This window comes from Streptomyces sp. WP-1 (genome assembly GCF_030450125.1).
Classification (GTDB): Bacteria; Actinomycetota; Actinomycetes; order Streptomycetales; family Streptomycetaceae; genus Streptomyces; species Streptomyces incarnatus.
The window spans coordinates 3,807,136-3,823,684 of sequence record NZ_CP123923.1 but is presented as its reverse complement, the minus strand read 5'-3'; the positions used below and the strand labels follow the sequence as shown (position 1 = coordinate 3,823,684).

At 71.7% G+C, this 16,549-nt stretch carries 13 protein-coding genes and 1 pseudogene; 8 read left to right on the top strand and 6 right to left on the bottom strand.

All coding sequences use genetic code 11. From position 1 onward, the window contains the following. The first annotated feature begins 130 nt into the window (after positions 1-130). The 6 genes from QHG49_RS16565 to QHG49_RS16540 all read left to right on the top strand — a co-directional run bounded on the left by QHG49_RS16565 (position 131) and on the right by QHG49_RS16540 (position 6,988). Complete coding sequence (locus QHG49_RS16565; RefSeq protein ID WP_145487049.1) at positions 131-976, top strand: tryptophan 2,3-dioxygenase family protein; 846 nt, start codon at positions 131-133, stop codon at positions 974-976. Continuing rightward, on the top strand, positions 969-2,150 hold the full coding sequence (gene kynU, locus QHG49_RS16560) for a kynureninase (RefSeq protein ID WP_159703472.1): 1,182 nt from the start codon (positions 969-971) through the stop codon (positions 2,148-2,150). Before QHG49_RS16565 ends, kynU begins: the two co-directional genes overlap by 8 nt. Before the next feature lie 301 nt (positions 2,151-2,451). Then, positions 2,452-3,330 carry an alpha/beta hydrolase gene (locus tag QHG49_RS16555; protein WP_301490161.1) on the top strand — a complete coding sequence of 293 codons (879 nt, stop codon included), beginning with the start codon at positions 2,452-2,454 and terminating at the stop codon, positions 3,328-3,330. A gap of 368 nt (positions 3,331-3,698) precedes the next feature. Next, entirely contained in the window at positions 3,699-5,054 is a 1,356-nt protein-coding gene (locus QHG49_RS16550; protein WP_301490160.1) for a sensor histidine kinase, read from the top strand. Beyond that, positions 5,051-5,719: a response regulator transcription factor gene (locus tag QHG49_RS16545; protein ID WP_159703481.1), complete on the top strand. Its 669-nt coding sequence runs from the start codon at positions 5,051-5,053 to the stop codon at positions 5,717-5,719. Before QHG49_RS16550 ends, QHG49_RS16545 begins: the two co-directional genes overlap by 4 nt. A gap of 45 nt (positions 5,720-5,764) precedes the next feature. Then, complete coding sequence (locus QHG49_RS16540; protein ID WP_301490159.1) at positions 5,765-6,988, top strand: cytochrome P450; 1,224 nt, start codon at positions 5,765-5,767, stop codon at positions 6,986-6,988. Positions 6,989-7,009: 21 nt separating this feature from the next. Here the strand turns inward: QHG49_RS16540 and QHG49_RS16535 are convergent. From QHG49_RS16535 to QHG49_RS16525, 3 genes and pseudogenes are all read right to left on the bottom strand, one after another. After that, a pseudogene (locus QHG49_RS16535) lies at positions 7,010-7,262 on the bottom strand (ABC transporter permease); the annotation flags it as partial. Between the two features lie 111 nt (positions 7,263-7,373). Next, positions 7,374-8,885 (bottom strand): APC family permease, encoded by a 1,512-nt coding sequence (locus tag QHG49_RS16530; protein WP_159703487.1) that lies wholly within the window; start codon positions 8,883-8,885, stop codon positions 7,374-7,376. 148 nt (positions 8,886-9,033) lie between these two features. Beyond that, on the bottom strand, positions 9,034-9,858 hold the full coding sequence (locus QHG49_RS16525; RefSeq protein ID WP_201300623.1) for a diacylglycerol kinase family protein: 825 nt from the start codon (positions 9,856-9,858) through the stop codon (positions 9,034-9,036). 212 nt (positions 9,859-10,070) lie between these two features. Between QHG49_RS16525 and QHG49_RS16520 the strand changes: the two genes are divergently transcribed. Next, positions 10,071-11,354: an adenylosuccinate synthase gene (locus tag QHG49_RS16520; protein ID WP_145487057.1), complete on the top strand. Its 1,284-nt coding sequence runs from the start codon at positions 10,071-10,073 to the stop codon at positions 11,352-11,354. 234 nt (positions 11,355-11,588) lie between these two features. Continuing rightward, positions 11,589-13,412 (top strand): bifunctional UDP-sugar hydrolase/5'-nucleotidase, encoded by a 1,824-nt coding sequence (locus QHG49_RS16515; protein ID WP_301490158.1) that lies wholly within the window; start codon positions 11,589-11,591, stop codon positions 13,410-13,412. 80 nt (positions 13,413-13,492) lie between these two features. Here QHG49_RS16515 and QHG49_RS16510 read toward each other — a convergent pair whose 3' ends face one another. From QHG49_RS16510 to QHG49_RS16500, 3 genes are all read right to left on the bottom strand, one after another. Next, positions 13,493-14,143 carry a hypothetical protein gene (locus QHG49_RS16510; protein ID WP_159703496.1) on the bottom strand — a complete coding sequence of 217 codons (651 nt, stop codon included), beginning with the start codon at positions 14,141-14,143 and terminating at the stop codon, positions 13,493-13,495. A gap of 75 nt (positions 14,144-14,218) precedes the next feature. Further along, positions 14,219-14,914 carry a GntR family transcriptional regulator gene (locus QHG49_RS16505; RefSeq protein ID WP_145487060.1) on the bottom strand — a complete coding sequence of 232 codons (696 nt, stop codon included), beginning with the start codon at positions 14,912-14,914 and terminating at the stop codon, positions 14,219-14,221. Between the two features lie 117 nt (positions 14,915-15,031). Continuing rightward, a complete protein-coding gene (locus tag QHG49_RS16500; protein ID WP_145487061.1) occupies positions 15,032-16,387 on the bottom strand; it encodes an aspartate aminotransferase family protein in 1,356 nt (451 codons plus the stop codon). Positions 16,388-16,549 lie beyond the last annotated feature (162 nt).

Sequence of the window (16,549 nt, the reverse complement as noted above, 5' to 3'; positions counted from 1 at the left end):
TGGCCCGTCTGGCAACAGGCGGGCCTTGCCGTACCGGGGGTGATTGCGGAGGATGCGAGTGGGGACCGGGGCCCCCGTGCCGGCATCGGCAGGGGCGGACCGCTACCCGTAGCAACAACAGGAGACAGCGATGTCCCAACAGGCTCACCCCCACGAGGCCGCTGAGCCCGAGACCCCGCATCTCGACTTCGCCGGCACGACGCCGTACGAGGACTACGTCCGCGCGGACCTGCTCACCCACCTCCAGCACACCCTCTCCGACGACCCCGGCGAGATGGTCTTCCTGGTCACCACCCAGGTGATGGAGCTGTGGTTCACGGTGCTCGTGCACGAGTGGGAGACCGCCGCGAAGGCGCTGCGCTCGGACGACGTCCCCACGGCGATCGCCGCGCTGAAGCGCTCCGTGCGCGAGCTGGAGGCCCTGAACGCCTCCTGGACCCCGCTCGCCGGTCTCACCCCCGCCCAGTTCAACTCCTACCGCGCCGCCCTCGGCGAGGGCTCCGGCTTCCAGTCGGCGATGTACCGGCGCCTGGAGTTCCTGCTCGGCGAGAAGTCCGCGTCCATGCTCGTCCCGCACCGCGGTGCCCCCCGCGCGCACGCGGAACTGGAGAAGGCGCTGCACGAGCCCAGCCTCTACGACGAGGTGCTGCGGCTGCTGGCCCGCCGGGGCCACGCGATCCCGGACGAGGTCCTGTCCCGGGACGTCTCCCAGCGCCATGAGCCCGTCCCCGCCGTCGAACAGGTCTGGGCCGAGGTCTACTCCGGCGCCCAGGACGGCGAACTCGTCCGTCTCGGCGAGGCGTTGACCGACGTGGCCGAGCTGGTGTGGCGCTGGCGCAACGACCATCTGGTCGCCACCCGCCGCGCGATGGGCTCCAAGACCGGCACCGGCGGCTCCGCCGGGGTGGCCTGGCTGGAGAAGCGCGCCCGCAAGAACGTGTTCCCCGAGCTGTGGACGGCCCGGTCCTATGTCTGAACTCACCTCGCGGGCCAAGGAGCTGGACGCGGCGGACGCGCTGGCGCCGGTGCGCTCCCGCTTCGTCCTCGACGACGTCGTCTACCTCGACGGCAACTCGCTGGGCGCGCTGCCCGCGCATGTCCCGGACCGGATCGCGGACGTGGTGCGCCGTGAGTGGGGCGAGCTGCGGATCCGCTCCTGGGAGGAGAGCGGCTGGTGGACCGCGCCCGAGCGGATCGGCGACCGGATCGCTCCGCTGGTCGGGGCGGCGCCGGGGCAGATCGTGGTCGGCGACTCCACCAGCGTCAACGTGTTCAAGGCGGTCGTGGCCGCGGCCCGGATGGCGGGTCAGGGGCGCACCGAGATCCTGGTGGACGCCACCACGTTCCCCACGGACGGCTACATCGCGCAGTCGGCGGCACGCCTGACCGGGCACACGCTGCGCGCGCTGACGCCCGCCGAGGTGCCGGACGCGCTCGGGCCCCGCACGGCGGCGGTGCTGCTCAACCACGTCGACTACCGCACCGGGCGGCTGCACGACCTGCCCGCGCTCACCGCGGCCATCCACGCGGCGGGCGCGCTCGCGGTGTGGGACCTGTGCCACAGCGCGGGCGCGCTGCCGGTGGGGCTCGACGAGCACGGGGTCGATCTCGCCGTCGGCTGCACGTACAAGTACCTGAACGGCGGCCCCGGTTCACCGGCGTTCCTGTACGTCCGCCGCGAACTCCAGCCACGCTTCGACTCCCCGCTGCCCGGCTGGAACTCCCACGCGGAGCCCTTCGGGATGAGGCCGTCGTACGATCCGGCGCCGGGCGCGGTGCGCGGCCGTGTCGGTACGCCGGACATCCTCTCCATGCTGTCGCTGGAGGCGGCGCTGGAGGTCTGGGAGGGCGTGGGCATCGACGCGGTCCGCGCGAAGTCGCTCGCGCTGACGGACTTCTTCCTGTCGTGCGTGGCCCGGTACGCCGGGGACCGGGTGGAGTCCGTGACGCCGACCGCCCACGGCGAGCGGGGCAGCCAGGTGTCCCTGCGCTGCGAGAACGCCGGTGACGTCATGAAGCGGCTGATCGAGGCGGGCGTCGTGGGCGACTTCCGCCCGCCGGACGTCCTCCGCTTCGGCTTCACCCCGCTGTACACGAGCTTCGCGGAGGCGGAGCGGGCGGCGAGGGTGCTGGGGGCGGTGCTGAGGTAATCCCGGGGGCCCCGTCCGCTCCGGTCCGGCGGCGTCGTCGGATGGGGGTGGGCGGGGTTCGGGCGCCGGGCGCCGAGTGCGGTGCGCGGGTGCGCCGTGGCTGGTCGCGCGGTTCCCCGCGCCCCTTCGGGGCGGCTGGCCGGCGTGGGGCGAGCGACCCGTCCCCCACCCCCCGTCCCCCACCCCCGGACCCCACGTAGCCGCACGTCACACGCCTGATACCGTTCCCCGCCAACGGCCGACGAAGACCCCCACCTGGTCCGCCGAACCAAGAAACGTCCCGTCGTTGAGAGGTTGGAGCATGCCGGACGACGCCGCCGCAGCAGCCCGCGCCGCCGCCGAAGAGGAGTCGGCCTTCTCGCACGACCCGGTCGACCCCGATGCCACCGCCTCCTACGGCACCCACCCCGACCAGGTGATCGACTTCTACGCCCCGCGCACGGCGGGGGACACCGAGGCCCCGCTGGTCGTCGTCCTGCACGGCGGAGCCTGGCGCGCCCGCTACGACCGCCGCCACGTCACCCCCTTCGCCGGCTTCCTGGCCCGCAGGGGCTTCGCCGTGGCCAACGTCGAGTACCGCCGCGGCGGCGACGGCGAGCCCGAGGGCGACACCCCGCCCGCCGGCCGCTGGCCCGACACCTTCGAGGACGTCGCCGCCGCCCTGGACGCCCTCCCGGACCTGGCCCGTACGGCGCTCCCGGGGGCCGACGCCCGCCGCACCGTCCTCACCGGCCACTCCGCCGGCGGCCACCTCGCGCTGTGGGCCGCCGCCCGGCACCTCCTGCCCGCCGACTCCCCCTGGCGCCTGCCCGAGGCCGCCCCCCTGCGCGGCGTCGTCGCCCTCGCCCCGATCGCCGACTTCACGACCGCGGAGCGACTGGCCGTCTGCGAACACGCCTCCCTCCAACTCCTGGGCGGTCCCGAACACTTCGAGCACCGCCGCCCGTACACCGACCCCGCCCTCCTCCTCCCGACAGGCATCGCCACCACCGTCGTCCAGGGCCGCGCGGACCTCGTCGTACCGGAAGCGGTCGCCGAGGCGTACGCGGACGCCGCGGCGACCGCGGGCGAGATGGTGGGCCTGACCCTGCTGGCGGACGTCGGCCACTTCCCCCTGATCGACCCGTCGGCGGACGCGTGCGCGGTGGTCGCGGAGGAGATCGCCCAACTGGCCTGGTGAAGCCGTCCAGGTGATCGATCCCGTGGTGGACCATTCGGACGAGTCCGCACCCGGCTCACCTGGACCCCCCTGGGAAAACCTCATGCGTGGGCCCTTACGAGGAGGGACCCCGTGTCCCTTCCTGCCGGGGGAGAGATGATCTCGGTCCTGATGTCCGAGAACCCGAAAGAGGTCAGGGCGGCGGACCACTCCCGCGGTGTGTGGTCCCACCTGGTTACCGCCCTGGCCTCCCGCAGAGTTCCCGTCGGCTGGACGCCGGCCGGGGACGCGGTGAGGGCCGTATGCCCCGGGTAGTACCTGAGACGGACACCGGGGAACCCGACTCCAAGCTGACGACCGGCCCCCGTCCGGCGCCTACCGTTGACCGGGTGACCGAGACGACGCCCCCGCGCCCGACCCCGCCGTTCGGGTCCGGCCGCCCGCGCAGCCCGGAGCTCCGGCTGGCCGCGGATGCCCTCGCCGGGCTGCGGCAGGACCTGTTCCACGACGCCTTCGCCTACCGGCCGCTGCCCCCGCTGGGCCCGGACAGCCGTCTCGTGCGCCGCCGTTCGGGCCGGCTGCGGGAGTACGCGGTCTGGGCCCCGCACACCGCGGTGGCCCTGCTCGGTGTGCTGGCGATGTGGATCGACCTGTTCCGCGCCGGCACCTTCACCGCGTCGGCCCTGGTCTGCGCGCTGCTGACCCTGGCACCGGTCCTGCTGACCCTGGCCCGCCCGGCCGGGGCGTTCTGGCTGTCCCTCGCGGCGTGCACGGTCATCGGGGCCGTCACCGGCGACCCGATGGGCGGCATCTGGACGCCGGGCGGTTTCTTCTCCCACCTGGTGGTGCTCACCGTCGTGGCGATCCGCACCCGGCCCCGCACGGCGGCCTGGATGTGGGCGCTGACCGGTGTGTACGGCTTCTTCGACGCGAGCCTGTTCGGCCATGTGTACGCCCGCGACGACGTGGCCCAGATGATGTTCCTGTCCGCGCTGATCCTGCTGGTGGTCGCCGTGCGGCACGTCCGCAAGGAGGCCGCCCTGGAGGTGACCGCGCAGCAGACCGTGACCGAGCACGAGCGCTCGCGCCGCACCCTCCTGGAGGAGCGCACCACCATCGCGCGGGAGCTGCACGACGTGGTCGCCCACCACATGTCGGTGGTCGCCATCCAGGCCGAGGCGGCGCCCTACCGGGTGGAGAACCCGCCACCGGAGCTGGAGAAGGCGTTCGTCACCATCCGGGAGAACGCGGTGGCGGCCCTGACCGAGCTGCGCCGGGTCCTCGGGGTGGTGCGCGCGGAGGACCACGAGGCGCCGGACGCCCCGCAGCCCACGCTCGCCGACCTGGACCGGCTGCTCGCCAACGTCCGCGAGGCCGGGCTCACCGTGGACAAGACGGTGACCGGCGCGGTGCGCGAACTGCCGCAGGGGGTGGAGCTGTCCGCCTACCGGATCGTCCAGGAGGCGCTGAGCAACGCCCTGCGGCACGCGCCGGGGGCGAGCGCCCGGGTGGAGGTCTCCTACGTCCTCGGCGGCCTCGGCCTGCGCGTGGTCAACGGCCCGCCGCCCGCGCCGAGCCTGCTGAAACCGTCACCGGGCGCGGGGCACGGCATCACGGGCATGCGGGAGCGTGTCACCATGCTGGCCGGCGAGATGACGGCGGCCCGCACGACCGAGGGAGGCTACGAGGTGACGGTGTTCCTCCCCGTGGCACCCCCGGCGGCCGGACCCGAGGACGGCGCATGACGATCCGTGTCCTGATAGCGGACGACCAGATGATGGTCCGCGAGGGCTTCTCCGTCCTGCTGAACGCGATGCCCGACATCGAGGTCGTCGGCGAGGCCGTCAACGGCCGCGAGGCGGTGGAGCGGGTACGGCAACTCGCCCCGGACGTCGTCCTGATGGACATCCGCATGCCCGAGATGAACGGCATCGAGGCGACCCGTGAGATCGTCGCGGCCGGCACCGCGGCGAAGGTCCTCGTGCTGACCACCTTCGACCTGGACGAGTACGTCTACCAGGCCCTGCGCGCGGGCGCCTCCGGTTTCCTCCTCAAGGACGCCTCCGCCCGCCAACTGGCCGACGGCGTAAGGGTGGTGGCCTCGGGCGAGGCGCTGCTCGCGCCCTCCGTCACCAAACGCCTGATCTCCGAGTTCTCCCGCCTGGCGGAGGTCCGCCGTCCCCTGCCCACCACCCAGAGCGGCGCCTACGGCGACCTCACCGAGCGGGAGACCGAGGTCCTCGTCCTCATCGCCCAGGGCCTGTCCAACGCGGAGATCGCCGAACGCCTGGTCGTGGCCGAGTCCACCACCAAGACCCACGTCAGCCGCATCCTGGTCAAACTGGGTCTGCGCGACCGCACCCAGGCGGCGGTCTTCGCGTACGAGGCGCGGCTGGTGACGCCGGGCTGAGTCCGCGGCCTGGTCAGATCCGGTCCGGCGGGTTAGCGTCGGCGCATGTCAGGGCCTGTAGACCTCGCTTTCGACCCCTGGGACCCGGCGTTCACGGCCGATCCGTACCCGGCGTACGCCGAGGTGCGGGCGCGCGGGCGGGTGGTGCGGTACGAGCCCACCGACCAGTGGCTGGTGCCGCACCACGCGGATGTCTCGGCGCTGCTGCGGGACCGGCGGCTCGGGCGGACGTACCAGCACCGGTTCTCGCACGAGGAGTTCGGCAAGAGCGCGCCGCCTCCCGCGCACGAGCCGTTCCGGACGCTCAACGATCACGGGATGCTGGACCTGGAGCCGCCGGACCACACCCGGATCCGGCGGCTGGTGTCGAAGGCGTTCACCCCGCGCACGGTGGAGCGGCTGAGGCCGTACGTGCACGGCCTGGCCGGCGAACTGGTCCGGGGCCTCGTCCGGGACGGCGGCGGGGACCTGCTGACGGACGTCGCCGAGCCGCTGCCGGTGGCGGTGATCGCCGAGATGCTCGGCATCCCGGAGGCGGACCGGGGGCAGCTGCGGCCCTGGTCGGCGGCGATCTGCGGGATGTACGAGCTGAACCCGTCCGAGGACACGGCGGTCCGTGCGGTCCGCGCGTCGGTCGAATTCACCGAATACCTGCGGGAGTTGATCGCCGAGCGGCGGGGGCGCCCCGGGGACGACCTGATCTCCGGGCTCATCGCCGCGCACGACGAGGACGACGACCGGCTGACCGAGCAGGAGATGGTCTCCACCGCCGTCCTGCTGCTCAACGCGGGCCACGAGGCCACCGTCAACGCCACGGTCAACGGCTGGTGGGCGCTCTTCCGCAACCCCGCCCAGCTGGCCGCGCTGCGCGCCGACCACTCCCTGATCCCGACCGCGATCGAGGAGCTGATGCGCTACGACACCCCGCTCCAGCTCTTCGAGCGCTGGGTCCTGGACGACATCGAGATCGACGGCACGGTGATTCCGCGCGGCGCCGAGATCGCCCTGCTCTTCGGCTCCGCCAACCACGACCCCGCCGTCTTCCCCGACCCCACCCGCCTCGACCTCACCCGCGCCGACAACCCCCACATCTCCTTCAGCGCCGGCATCCACTACTGCATCGGCGCCCCCTTGGCCCGCCTCGAACTGACCGCCTCCATGACCGCCCTCCTGAACCAGGCCCCCACCCTCACCCTGGCAAAGGAACCGACCCGCAAACCGAACTTCGTCATCCGGGGCCTGGAGGGCCTGAGCGTGGAAGTGCGGTGAGACACCGGTGTCCCTCCAGCCGAGGAGGAGGACCGCGCCGCCGACGACCCGGATCGCGGGGGGGTTGGACGAGGCACGCGGCCGGCAGCGGGCCGGTGTCCTTGCCCTGGCCCGCCGCGAAGCCCAGGCCGGTGAGCGGCATCAGCAGGGCCGAGCCCCCGAAGGCGATCACCAGATGCCCGGCGGCCCGGCGCGGCCTGCCGACCGCGCCCGCGAGAACGGGTTCGGCCCGGCCGGAGGGCTCCTCGCCGCCCAGCCGGAGCACCGACTGCACCGCCGCCCGTCAGGGGCACGGGAAGTGGCGCGCTCGACCACCACGGCGCATCAGCCACGGCCCGTCAGCCACGGCGCGTCGGTCACGGCGCGTCGGCCGGGCGACGCGCCGTCACCTCTCCTTCGTCTCCTCCAGTACCGTCCGCCCCACCAGCGCATACCGCTCCGGCGCCCGCCGCTTGAGGTACCGCGCGTACGCCACCCCCACCACCGCGACCGCCCCCACCAGCCACGGCGTGGCCCGCAGCACCAGCGACCCCGACTCGCTCCCGGCCGCCGCCCCCATGTTGGACACCAGCAGCACCACCACCCCGAGCATCGCCACCCCGCCCACCAGTGGCGCGGCGAACGTGCGGAACCAGTGCCGGCTCTCCGGGTGGTGCGAGCGGAAGTACGCCAGCACGGCGAACGAGCAGACGGCCTGGACGACGAGGATCGCCATCGTGCCGAGGATCGCGAGCAGCACGTACGTGCCCGTGTACGGATCCTTCCCCGCGATCCAGAACGCGCCGATCAGCACCGCCGCCACCCCCGTCTGCACCAGCCCGGCGATATGCGGCGAGCCGTGCCGGGCGTGGGTGCGGCCGACGGTGCGCTGCATGGAGGGCAGCACGCCCTCGCGGCCCAGGGCGTACAGATAGCGCGCGGCGCAGTTGTGGAAGGCCATCCCGCAGGCCAGCGACCCGGTGATCATCAGCCACTGCATGACGTCGACGGCCCAGTGGCCGACGTACCGCTCGGTGGGGACGAAGAACATCGAGAGGGGGTTCGCGGAGGACGCCGCCCGCACGGCCTCCCTCTCGCCGTTGCCGCAGATGGCCATCCAGGAGACGAGGACGTAGAAGACCCCGACGCCCAGGACGCTGACCATCGTGGCCTTGGGGATGATCCGCTTGGGGTCGCGGGACTCCTCGCCGTACATCGCCGTGGACTCGAAGCCGACCCAGGACCAGAAGGCGAAGAACAGGCCGAGCCCGGCGGACGTGCCCTTGAACGCGTTGACCGGGTCGACCGGCGCGAGGCTGAACCCGTGCGGCCCGCCGCCGTGCAGGGCGACCGAGACGGCCATCGCGGCGAGCACCGTGACCTCGGTCGCCAGCAGCACCACCAGCAGTTTCTCGGCGACGCTGACCCCGAACCAGGTGCCGGTGGCGTTGATCGCCAGCATCAGGATCGCGAAGGACCACCAGGGCAGGTGCACCCCGGTCTGGTCCCGGAGGGTGGTCGTGGCGAAGGTGGAGAAGATCCCGATGAGCGCGGGCTCGAAGACGACGTAAGCGAAGGTGGCGAGCAGCCCGGAGGCGAGCCCGATCGTGCGGCCGAGGCCGTAGGAGATGAATCCGTAGAAGGCGCCCGTCGACGTGATGTGCTTCGCCATCGAGGTGAATCCGACGGAAAAGATTGCCAGTACGACCATTGCGACGAGATAACTCGCGGGCGCCCCGATGCCATTGCCGGACGACACCATGAACGGCACGTTCCCGGTCATCGCGGTGATCGGCGCGGCCGTGGCCACGGCCATGAACACCACACCGAGCAGCCCGACGGCATTGGGTTTCAGCCGATGAATCGTTTCGCCTCCGTCGGTGTCCGCCGCCGGTACGACACCCTCGTCCACTGCCATGAATGACCCCCTCCGGGTCCGGTCCCTTGGGTCCTGATGGGTCCTGATGGGTCCTGATGGAGCAGGATGCTGGACGAGAAGGGGGCACGGGAAGGGGTCGGCGCGGTTAAATATTTGTCACTAGACCATTGGGGCGATGCGTGCGGGGTCATCCGCGGGCGGGCAGCACCAGTCCCCACGCCCCCTCGGCCACCCGCCAGGTCCGCCGCCGTACCGGGCCCGTCACCTTCGCGTCGGCCCGGTAGTGGAAGTCGGGGCCCGTGACCGTGACCGTGTGCCCGGCGGCCCGCAGGGGCCCGGCCGCGGTACCCGTCGAGAGGGGGCGGACCTCCAGCTCGGCGAGACCGCCGCCGGCCGGGGCCAGGGAGAGGGACTCCACCGGCTGGTCGAGGTCCACCAGCGCCTCGCCGTCGACCTCCACCCGCAGCCGGGTGGGGCCGGGGGCGGGTATCGCGGACAGCCGGGTCGGGCGCGGGGTCAGGGTGCGCACCAGGGACCGGTACCAGGGTCGGCCGGCGGCCGCCATCGGCGTGGGCGCGGGCACCCGCGCCGGGGCCGGGGGGATGGCGAGCGCGCCGAGCACCAGGCCGCCGCTGTCGTCGGCCAGCAGGTCCAGGCGCCGCTCCGCGCCGTCCAGCACCGCCCGCGCCGCCGCCACCGCGCCGGTCGGCACGCCCAGGGACGCCGCCAGGGTGAGCGTCTCGCCCACCGGCACCACCGACAGCGCGCATCCGGCCGGTTCCCGCTCCCGGTGCAGCAGGGTCACCGCGCGCACCAGGGCGGCGTCGTCGCCCACCACCACCGGCCGGCGGGAACCCCGACGGCCCAGTGCCCGGGCGAATTCCTCCGGCCCCTCCGGAAGACACACCTTGGCCGCCGCACCCGCGCTGAGCACGTCTTTCGCGATCCGTACGGACTCCCCGTCCGTCTGCCGTGCCCCCGGATCGATGATCACCAGCAGCTGATCGGACATCGCGAAAGTCGCCACCTCGGTCCTGCCTCGCTTCCTCGGGTAGCATCTTTGTGCAAGAGCCCCTTGCGCTATTGCGCCAGGGGCTTCGTCTATTCCGGGGCATCCGGTCCGACGGTTGTGCGGCCAACGACGGTCGCGGTGGCACGCGGCGGTGAACCTTACGCCCGTGCCCCTGACCTTGGACATGCCCCGCCCGGAAGGGGTGTACGCGCGTGCCCGCACTTGTGCTGCTCGGTGCTCAGTGGGGTGACGAGGGCAAGGGGAAGGCCACCGACCTGCTCGGTGGATCGGTGGATTATGTGGTGCGATACCAGGGCGGCAACAACGCCGGCCACACGGTCGTCGTCGGCGACCAGAAGTACGCCCTCCACCTCCTGCCCTCCGGCATCCTCTCTCCCGGATGCACGCCGGTCATCGGCAATGGTGTCGTCGTCGACCCCTCGGTCCTGCTCTCCGAGCTGAGCGGTCTGAACGAGCGTGGCGTCGACACCTCCAAACTGCTCATCAGCGGCAACGCGCACGTCATCACGCCGTACAACGTCACGGTCGACAAGGTGACGGAACGCTTCCTCGGCAAGCGGAAGATCGGCACGACCGGGCGCGGTATCGGCCCCACCTACGCGGACAAGATCAACCGCGTGGGCATCCGGGTCCAGGACCTGTACGACGAGTCGATCCTCCAGCAGAAGGTGGAGGCCGCGCTCGACGTCAAGAACCAGGTCCTCACCAAGCTGTACAACCGCCGCGCGATCGCCGCCGACCAGGTGGTCGAGGAACTGCTGGGCTACGCCGAGCAGATCGAGCCGTACGTCGCCGACACCGTGCTGATCCTCAACCAGGCCCTGGAGCAGGACAAGGTCGTGCTGTTCGAGGGCGGCCAGGGCACGCTGCTCGACATCGACCACGGCACGTACCCCTTCGTCACCTCCTCCAACCCGACCGCCGGCGGCGCCTGCACCGGCGCGGGCGTGGGTCCGACGAAGATCAGCCGGGTCATCGGCATCCTCAAGGCGTACACCACCCGCGTCGGCGCCGGCCCGTTCCCGACCGAGCTGTTCGACGAGGACGGCGAGGCGCTGCGCCGGATCGGCGGCGAGCGCGGTGTGACCACCGGCCGTGACCGCCGCTGCGGCTGGTTCGACGCGGTGATCGCGCGCTACGCGACCCGGGTCAACGGCCTGACCGACTTCTTCCTCACCAAGCTGGACGTGCTCACCGGCTGGGAGCAGATCCCGGTCTGCGTGGCGTACGAGATCGACGGCAAGCGCGTCGAGGAACTGCCCTACTCACAGACCGACTTCCACCACGCGAAGCCGGTCTACGAGAACCTGCCGGGCTGGTCCGAGGACATCACCAAGGCGAAGACCTTCGCCGACCTGCCGAAGAACGCGCAGAACTACGTCAAGGCGCTGGAGGAGATGTCCGGCGCCCCGATCTCCGCGATCGGCGTGGGTCCGGGCCGGGACGAGACGATCGAGATCAATTCGTTCCTCTAGCCCCTTCCGGTAAGCGGGAGTTCGGCCCGTCTTCACCGTGCGGCAGCGCCCGCCGGATCCGCCTTCGGGTGGGACCGGCGGGCGCTGCCGTGTCCGGCCCCACCTGACCCATCCTTGACCTGGACATGGTCATTTCCTGGTTTGCGGCGCCGAGGGGCGCGAGCACGATCTACGCGGGTAGCCTCCGCACGGAACGCCCCCTGCACGCGCCAACTCCAGTCTCAGGAGCCTTGAATGACCCACAGTCCCATGAACCGCCGGCAGTTCGTGAAGAAGTCGGCCGTCACCGGCGCCGCCGTCGCCGCGGCGGGTGCGGTGGGCAGCGGCACCGCCGAGGCGGCCGAGAAGGGTCACGGCCACGGAAAGGCGCCGCGCACCTGGTCGTTCTCCATCCTGGGCACCACCGACCTGCACGGCCACGTCTTCGACTGGGACTACTACGCCGACGCGCCCTACACCGACAAGGCCGGCAACTCGGTCGGCGTGGCCCGCGTCGCCACCCTCATCAAGCAGCAGCGCGAGGCCAAGGGCGAGCACCGGGTGCTGCTCGTCGACGCCGGCGACATCATCCAGGGCACCTCGCTCGCCTACTACTTCGCCCGGATCGACCCGATCACCGGCACCGGCGGCAAGCGCGGCCCCAAGCACCCCATGGCCGTCGCCATGAACCACATGCGCTACGACGCCGCCGCCCTCGGCAACCACGAGTTCAACTACGGCATCGACACGCTGCGCAAGTTCGAGGAGCAGTGCGACTTCCCGCTGCTCGGCGCGAACGCCCTGCACGCCAAGACGCTGCGCCCGGCCTTCGAGCCGTACACCGTCAAGCGCATCAAGGTCCCCGGCGCCCCCGACATCAAGGTCGGCATCCTCGGCCTGACCAACCCCGGCATCGCGATCTGGGACAAGGACAACGTCGGCGGCAAGCTGGTCTTCCCGGGCCTGGTCGAGCAGGCGAAGAAGTACGTGCCCCGGCTGCGCGCCCTCGGCTGCGACGTCGTCTTCCTGACCGACCACTCCGGCCTGGACGGCTCCTCCTCGTGGGGCGACGAACTCCCCTACGTCGAGAACGCGTCCAACCTGGTCGCCGAGCAGGTCCCGGGCATCGACGCGATCCTGGTGGGCCACACCCACGTCGAGGTGCCGTCGTACACCGTCAAGAACGAGCAGACCGGCGAGGACGTTTTGCTGTCCGAGCCGTACTGCTGGGGCTACCGGCTCAGCGTCTTCGACTTCGAGCTCGAACTGCACCACGGACAGTGGAAGGTGACGGGCAAGAAGGCGCAGACCCTCAACCCCAACGGGGTGGCCGAGGACCCGCAGATCAAGAAGCTCCTGGAGGCCGACCACGAGCTGGTGGTGAAGTACGTCAACACCCCGGTCGGCACCTGCACGGCGGACCTCTCGGCGGCGGAGTCCTGCTGGAAGGACGTGCCGATCATGGACTTCATCCACAAGGTCCAGATCGAGACGGTCAAGACCGGCCTGTCCGCCGCGGACGCCGCCCTCCCGCTGATCTCGGTCGCCGCGCCCTTCAGCCGCACGGCCGACATCCCCCGGGGCAACGTCACCATCAAGGACATCGCCGGCCTCTACATCTACGACAACACCCTCTACGCCAAGAAGCTCACGGGCGCCCAGCTCAAGGACTACCTGGAGTACGCGGCCAAGTACTACCACCAGGTCCCGGCGGGCACGAAGGTCGACACCGCGACCCTCACCAACGCCAACAGCTTCTGGGACTACATGTACGACACGGCGGCCGGTGTCGACTACGACATCGACATCGCCCAGCCCGAGGGCTCCCGCATCAAGAACCTCAGCTACGACGGCGCCCCCGTCGCCGCCGGCCAGGTCTTCGTGGTCGCCGTCAACAACTACCGGGCCAACGGTGGTTCGGGCTACCCGCACATCGCCACGGCGGAGATCGCGTACAGCTCCACCAACGAGATCCGCGACATGATGATCGACTACGTCACCGCGACCAAGACCCTCGACCCGGCCGGCTTCGCGGTCACCAACTGGAAGCTGACCCAGGCGGGTACGCCGGTCTTCTAGCCCGGCAAGGACACCGGACACCGGACACCCAGGCACCCGCTCACCGCCACGGACGGGCGGGTGCCGTACGCCGGGGCCGGTCAGCTGAAGACGATCATCGAGCCCTGGGCCAGCGAGCGGGTCGCGGCGGCGTGCAGGCCCAGCCAGACGTGGCGTTCGCGGGAGAAGGGGTTCGGGTCGTAGGGGGTGGGGGCGGCCGGTTCCTCCAGCTCGGTGGGGGCCGCGGGCGGGGCGGGGGGCGTCGGGGGGTTGGCCGGATCGATGCCGATGACCGGGGCGACGTACTGGAGTTCGCGCAGCAGCGCCTGGGCGGAGCCCAAGGGGCCGCCACCGGCCAGCAGTTGCTCGTCGGACAGCGGATGCGGGAAGTCGACCGGGACGTAGGCGCCCGCGTGGTCGTAGTGCCAGACCAGGTGCGACTGCTGGGCCGTGGACTCGAACATCTCCAGCAACTGCTCGTAGTCCCCGCCGAGTTCGTCCACCGGTGTCACCGGCAGGCCGCAGACCTGGAGCAGATAGGCGCGGCGCAGGAAGTGCAGGGCGTCGTAGTCGAACCCGGCGACCGGCGCGACCTCGCCGGACAGGCCCGGCATGTACTGGTACACCGGCACCGGCGGCAGCCCCGCCGCGGCCAGCGCGTGGTTGTAGTGCGCGAGTTCCTCGGCGAACGGGTTGTCCGGCGTGTGGCACAACACGTCGACGAGCGGTACCAGCCACAGGTCACAGGCCAAGGAGAGCTCCTCACACAAAGAGGTGGTCCGGGAAGCGTAATCGGTGCGCGGGTGGTCCCATACCCCCACGTCCGCTCAGCTATCGGACAGATCTTCCAGCAGGGCCAGCGAGTGGGCGTTGGCCGCGGCGACCAGGGCGCGGGCGGCCTCGGCGTCCCGCCGGGCCAGGGCCTCCACCAGCTCCGTGTGCCCCGCCCACAGCCGGCCGCGCAGATCGGGGAGGCGGCGCAGGTGCTGGACCGCGCAGACCCAGGACTGCACGCGCAGCCGGTGCAGGAAGTCGCCGAGGTAGGGGTTGCCGAACAGGACGCTCAACTCGCGCCAGAAGCGCAGGTCGTAGCCGATCAGTACGGTCAGGTCACCCGCGCCGGCCGCGCGCTGGGCCTCCTCGCCGCGGCGGCGGACGGTGGCCAGCAGGGCGAGGGTGCGCGGGTCCTCGGGCGCGGTGCGGAAGGCGGGGTGCCCGGCGGCGAGGGCCTGGAACATGCCGTCCGTGACCAGGCTGCGGGCCTCGATCATGTGCCGGTAGTCGGCGAGCGCGTACTCGGGCACGCGGAAGCCGCGATGCTGGTCGGCCTCCAGGATGCCCTGCGCGGACAGGTCGACCAGCGCCTCGCGCACCGGGGTGGCGGAGACGCCGTACTGGTCGGCGATCTCCTTCACGGTGAACGCCCGGCCCGGCCGCAGCCGCCCGGCCAGCACCTCGTCACGGAGCGCGTCCGCGATCTGCTGGCGCAGGGTGCTGCGGGTGACGACGCCGTTGCCGGGCATGGCCGGTTTCTCCTCACGCGTATGGGTGATGTACTCGCACGTATGGCCGACTCTGCAGAGTCTCACGAGCACGTCACCTTACGCGTTCGGCCTTTGCCGACGGCAGCGCCGATCCGGTTACGCCGTGTACTCGTCCGCCACGGACAGCGCGGCGTCCAGGGCGGCGAGGCCCTCCTTCAGCTCCGCCTCGCTCGTGTTGCACGGCGGCACCACATGGGTGCGGTTCATGTTCACGAACGGCCACAGGCCCTGCTTCTTGGCCGCGGCGGCGAAGGCGGCCATCGGCGCGTTCGCCTCACCGGCCGCGTTGTACGGCACCAGGGGCTCACGCGTCTCCCGGTCCTTGACCAGCTCCAGCGCCCAGAACATGCCCACACCGCGGACCTCGCCGACGCTCGGGTGCCGCGCGGCCAGCTCGGCCAGGCCCGGCGCCAGCACGCTCTCGCCGAGCCGCTCGGCGTTCGCCACCACGCCCTCCTCCGCCATCACGTTGATCGTGGCGACGGCGGCGGCACAGGCCAGCGGGTGCCCGGAGTAGGTCAGACCGCCCGGGTAGGGCCGCTTGCCGAAGGTCTCCGCGATCTCCCCCGAGACGGCCACGCCGCCGAGCGGCACATAGCCGGAGTTCACACCCTTGGCGAAGGTCATCAGATCCGGGACGACATCGAACAGATCGGCGGCGAACCACTCGCCGGTACGGCCGAATCCGGCCATGACCTCGTCCAGGATGAAGACGATCCCGTACTTGTCGCACAGCTCACGCACCCCGGCGAGGTAGCCCGGCGGGGGCAGCATGATCCCGGCGGTGCCCGGGACGGTCTCCAGGATGATCGCGGCGACGGTGCCGGGACCCTCGAAGGCGATCGTCGTCTCCAGGTGCTCCAGCGCCCGCGCGCTCTCCTGCTCCTCCGTCTCGGCGTAGAAGCGGGAGCGGTACAGGAACGGCGCCCAGAAGTGCACGACCCCGCCGGTGCCGCTGTCGGAGGGCCAGCGGCGGGGGTCGCCGGTGAGGTTCACGGCCTGCTGGGTGCCGCCGTGGTACGAGCGGTAGGCCGAGAGCACCTTCGGGCGGCCCGTGTGCAGCCGGGCCATGCGCACCGCGTGCTCCACCGCGTCGGCGCCGCCGTTGGTGAAGAAGATCTTGTCCAGGTCGCCGGGGGTCCGCTCGGCGATCAGCCGGGCCGCCTCCGAGCGGGCCTCGATCGCGAACGCCGGGGCGAACGTGGTCATCGTCGCCGCCTGCTCCTGGATGGCCGCGACGACCTTGGGGTGCTGGTAGCCGATGTTGGTGTAGACGAGCCCGCTGGTGAAGTCCAGGTAGCGCGTGCCGTCGTAGTCCCAGAAGTACGACCCCTCGGCGCCGGCGACGGCGAGCGGGTCGATGAGGTCCTGGGCGGACCAGGAGTGGAAGACGTGCGCACGGTCCGCGGCCTTCACTGCGGCGCCGGCTGCGGGATCGGTCTGAGGGGTCATGCGGGCGAGCGTAAATGTCCGGGATGCGGACGCGGTATCGGCGTCCTGTTCCGTGACCGGGCCCAATCCGCGACACGTTGTCGACATCGAACCGGCCGGGGGGCGCGCGGCCTGTTACGGAACCGTGGACGGCCGGGCCCCCGGCACCTTGTACGACCGGAT

Coding starts and splice junctions, on each gene's coding strand:
- QHG49_RS16565 (WP_145487049.1), top strand. CDS start 131: ATGTCCCAACAGGCTCACCCCCACGAGGCCGCTGAGCCCGAGACCCCG.
- kynU (WP_159703472.1), top strand. CDS start 969: ATGTCTGAACTCACCTCGCGGGCCAAGGAGCTGGACGCGGCGGACGCG.
- QHG49_RS16555 (WP_301490161.1), top strand. CDS start 2,452: ATGCCGGACGACGCCGCCGCAGCAGCCCGCGCCGCCGCCGAAGAGGAG.
- QHG49_RS16545 (WP_159703481.1), top strand. CDS start 5,051: ATGACGATCCGTGTCCTGATAGCGGACGACCAGATGATGGTCCGCGAG.
- QHG49_RS16540 (WP_301490159.1), top strand. CDS start 5,765: ATGTCAGGGCCTGTAGACCTCGCTTTCGACCCCTGGGACCCGGCGTTC.
- QHG49_RS16530 (WP_159703487.1), bottom strand. CDS start 8,885: ATGGCAGTGGACGAGGGTGTCGTACCGGCGGCGGACACCGACGGAGGC.
- QHG49_RS16525 (WP_201300623.1), bottom strand. CDS start 9,858: ATGTCCGATCAGCTGCTGGTGATCATCGATCCGGGGGCACGGCAGACG.
- QHG49_RS16515 (WP_301490158.1), top strand. CDS start 11,589: ATGACCCACAGTCCCATGAACCGCCGGCAGTTCGTGAAGAAGTCGGCC.
- QHG49_RS16505 (WP_145487060.1), bottom strand. CDS start 14,914: ATGCCCGGCAACGGCGTCGTCACCCGCAGCACCCTGCGCCAGCAGATC.
- QHG49_RS16500 (WP_145487061.1), bottom strand. CDS start 16,387: ATGACCCCTCAGACCGATCCCGCAGCCGGCGCCGCAGTGAAGGCCGCG.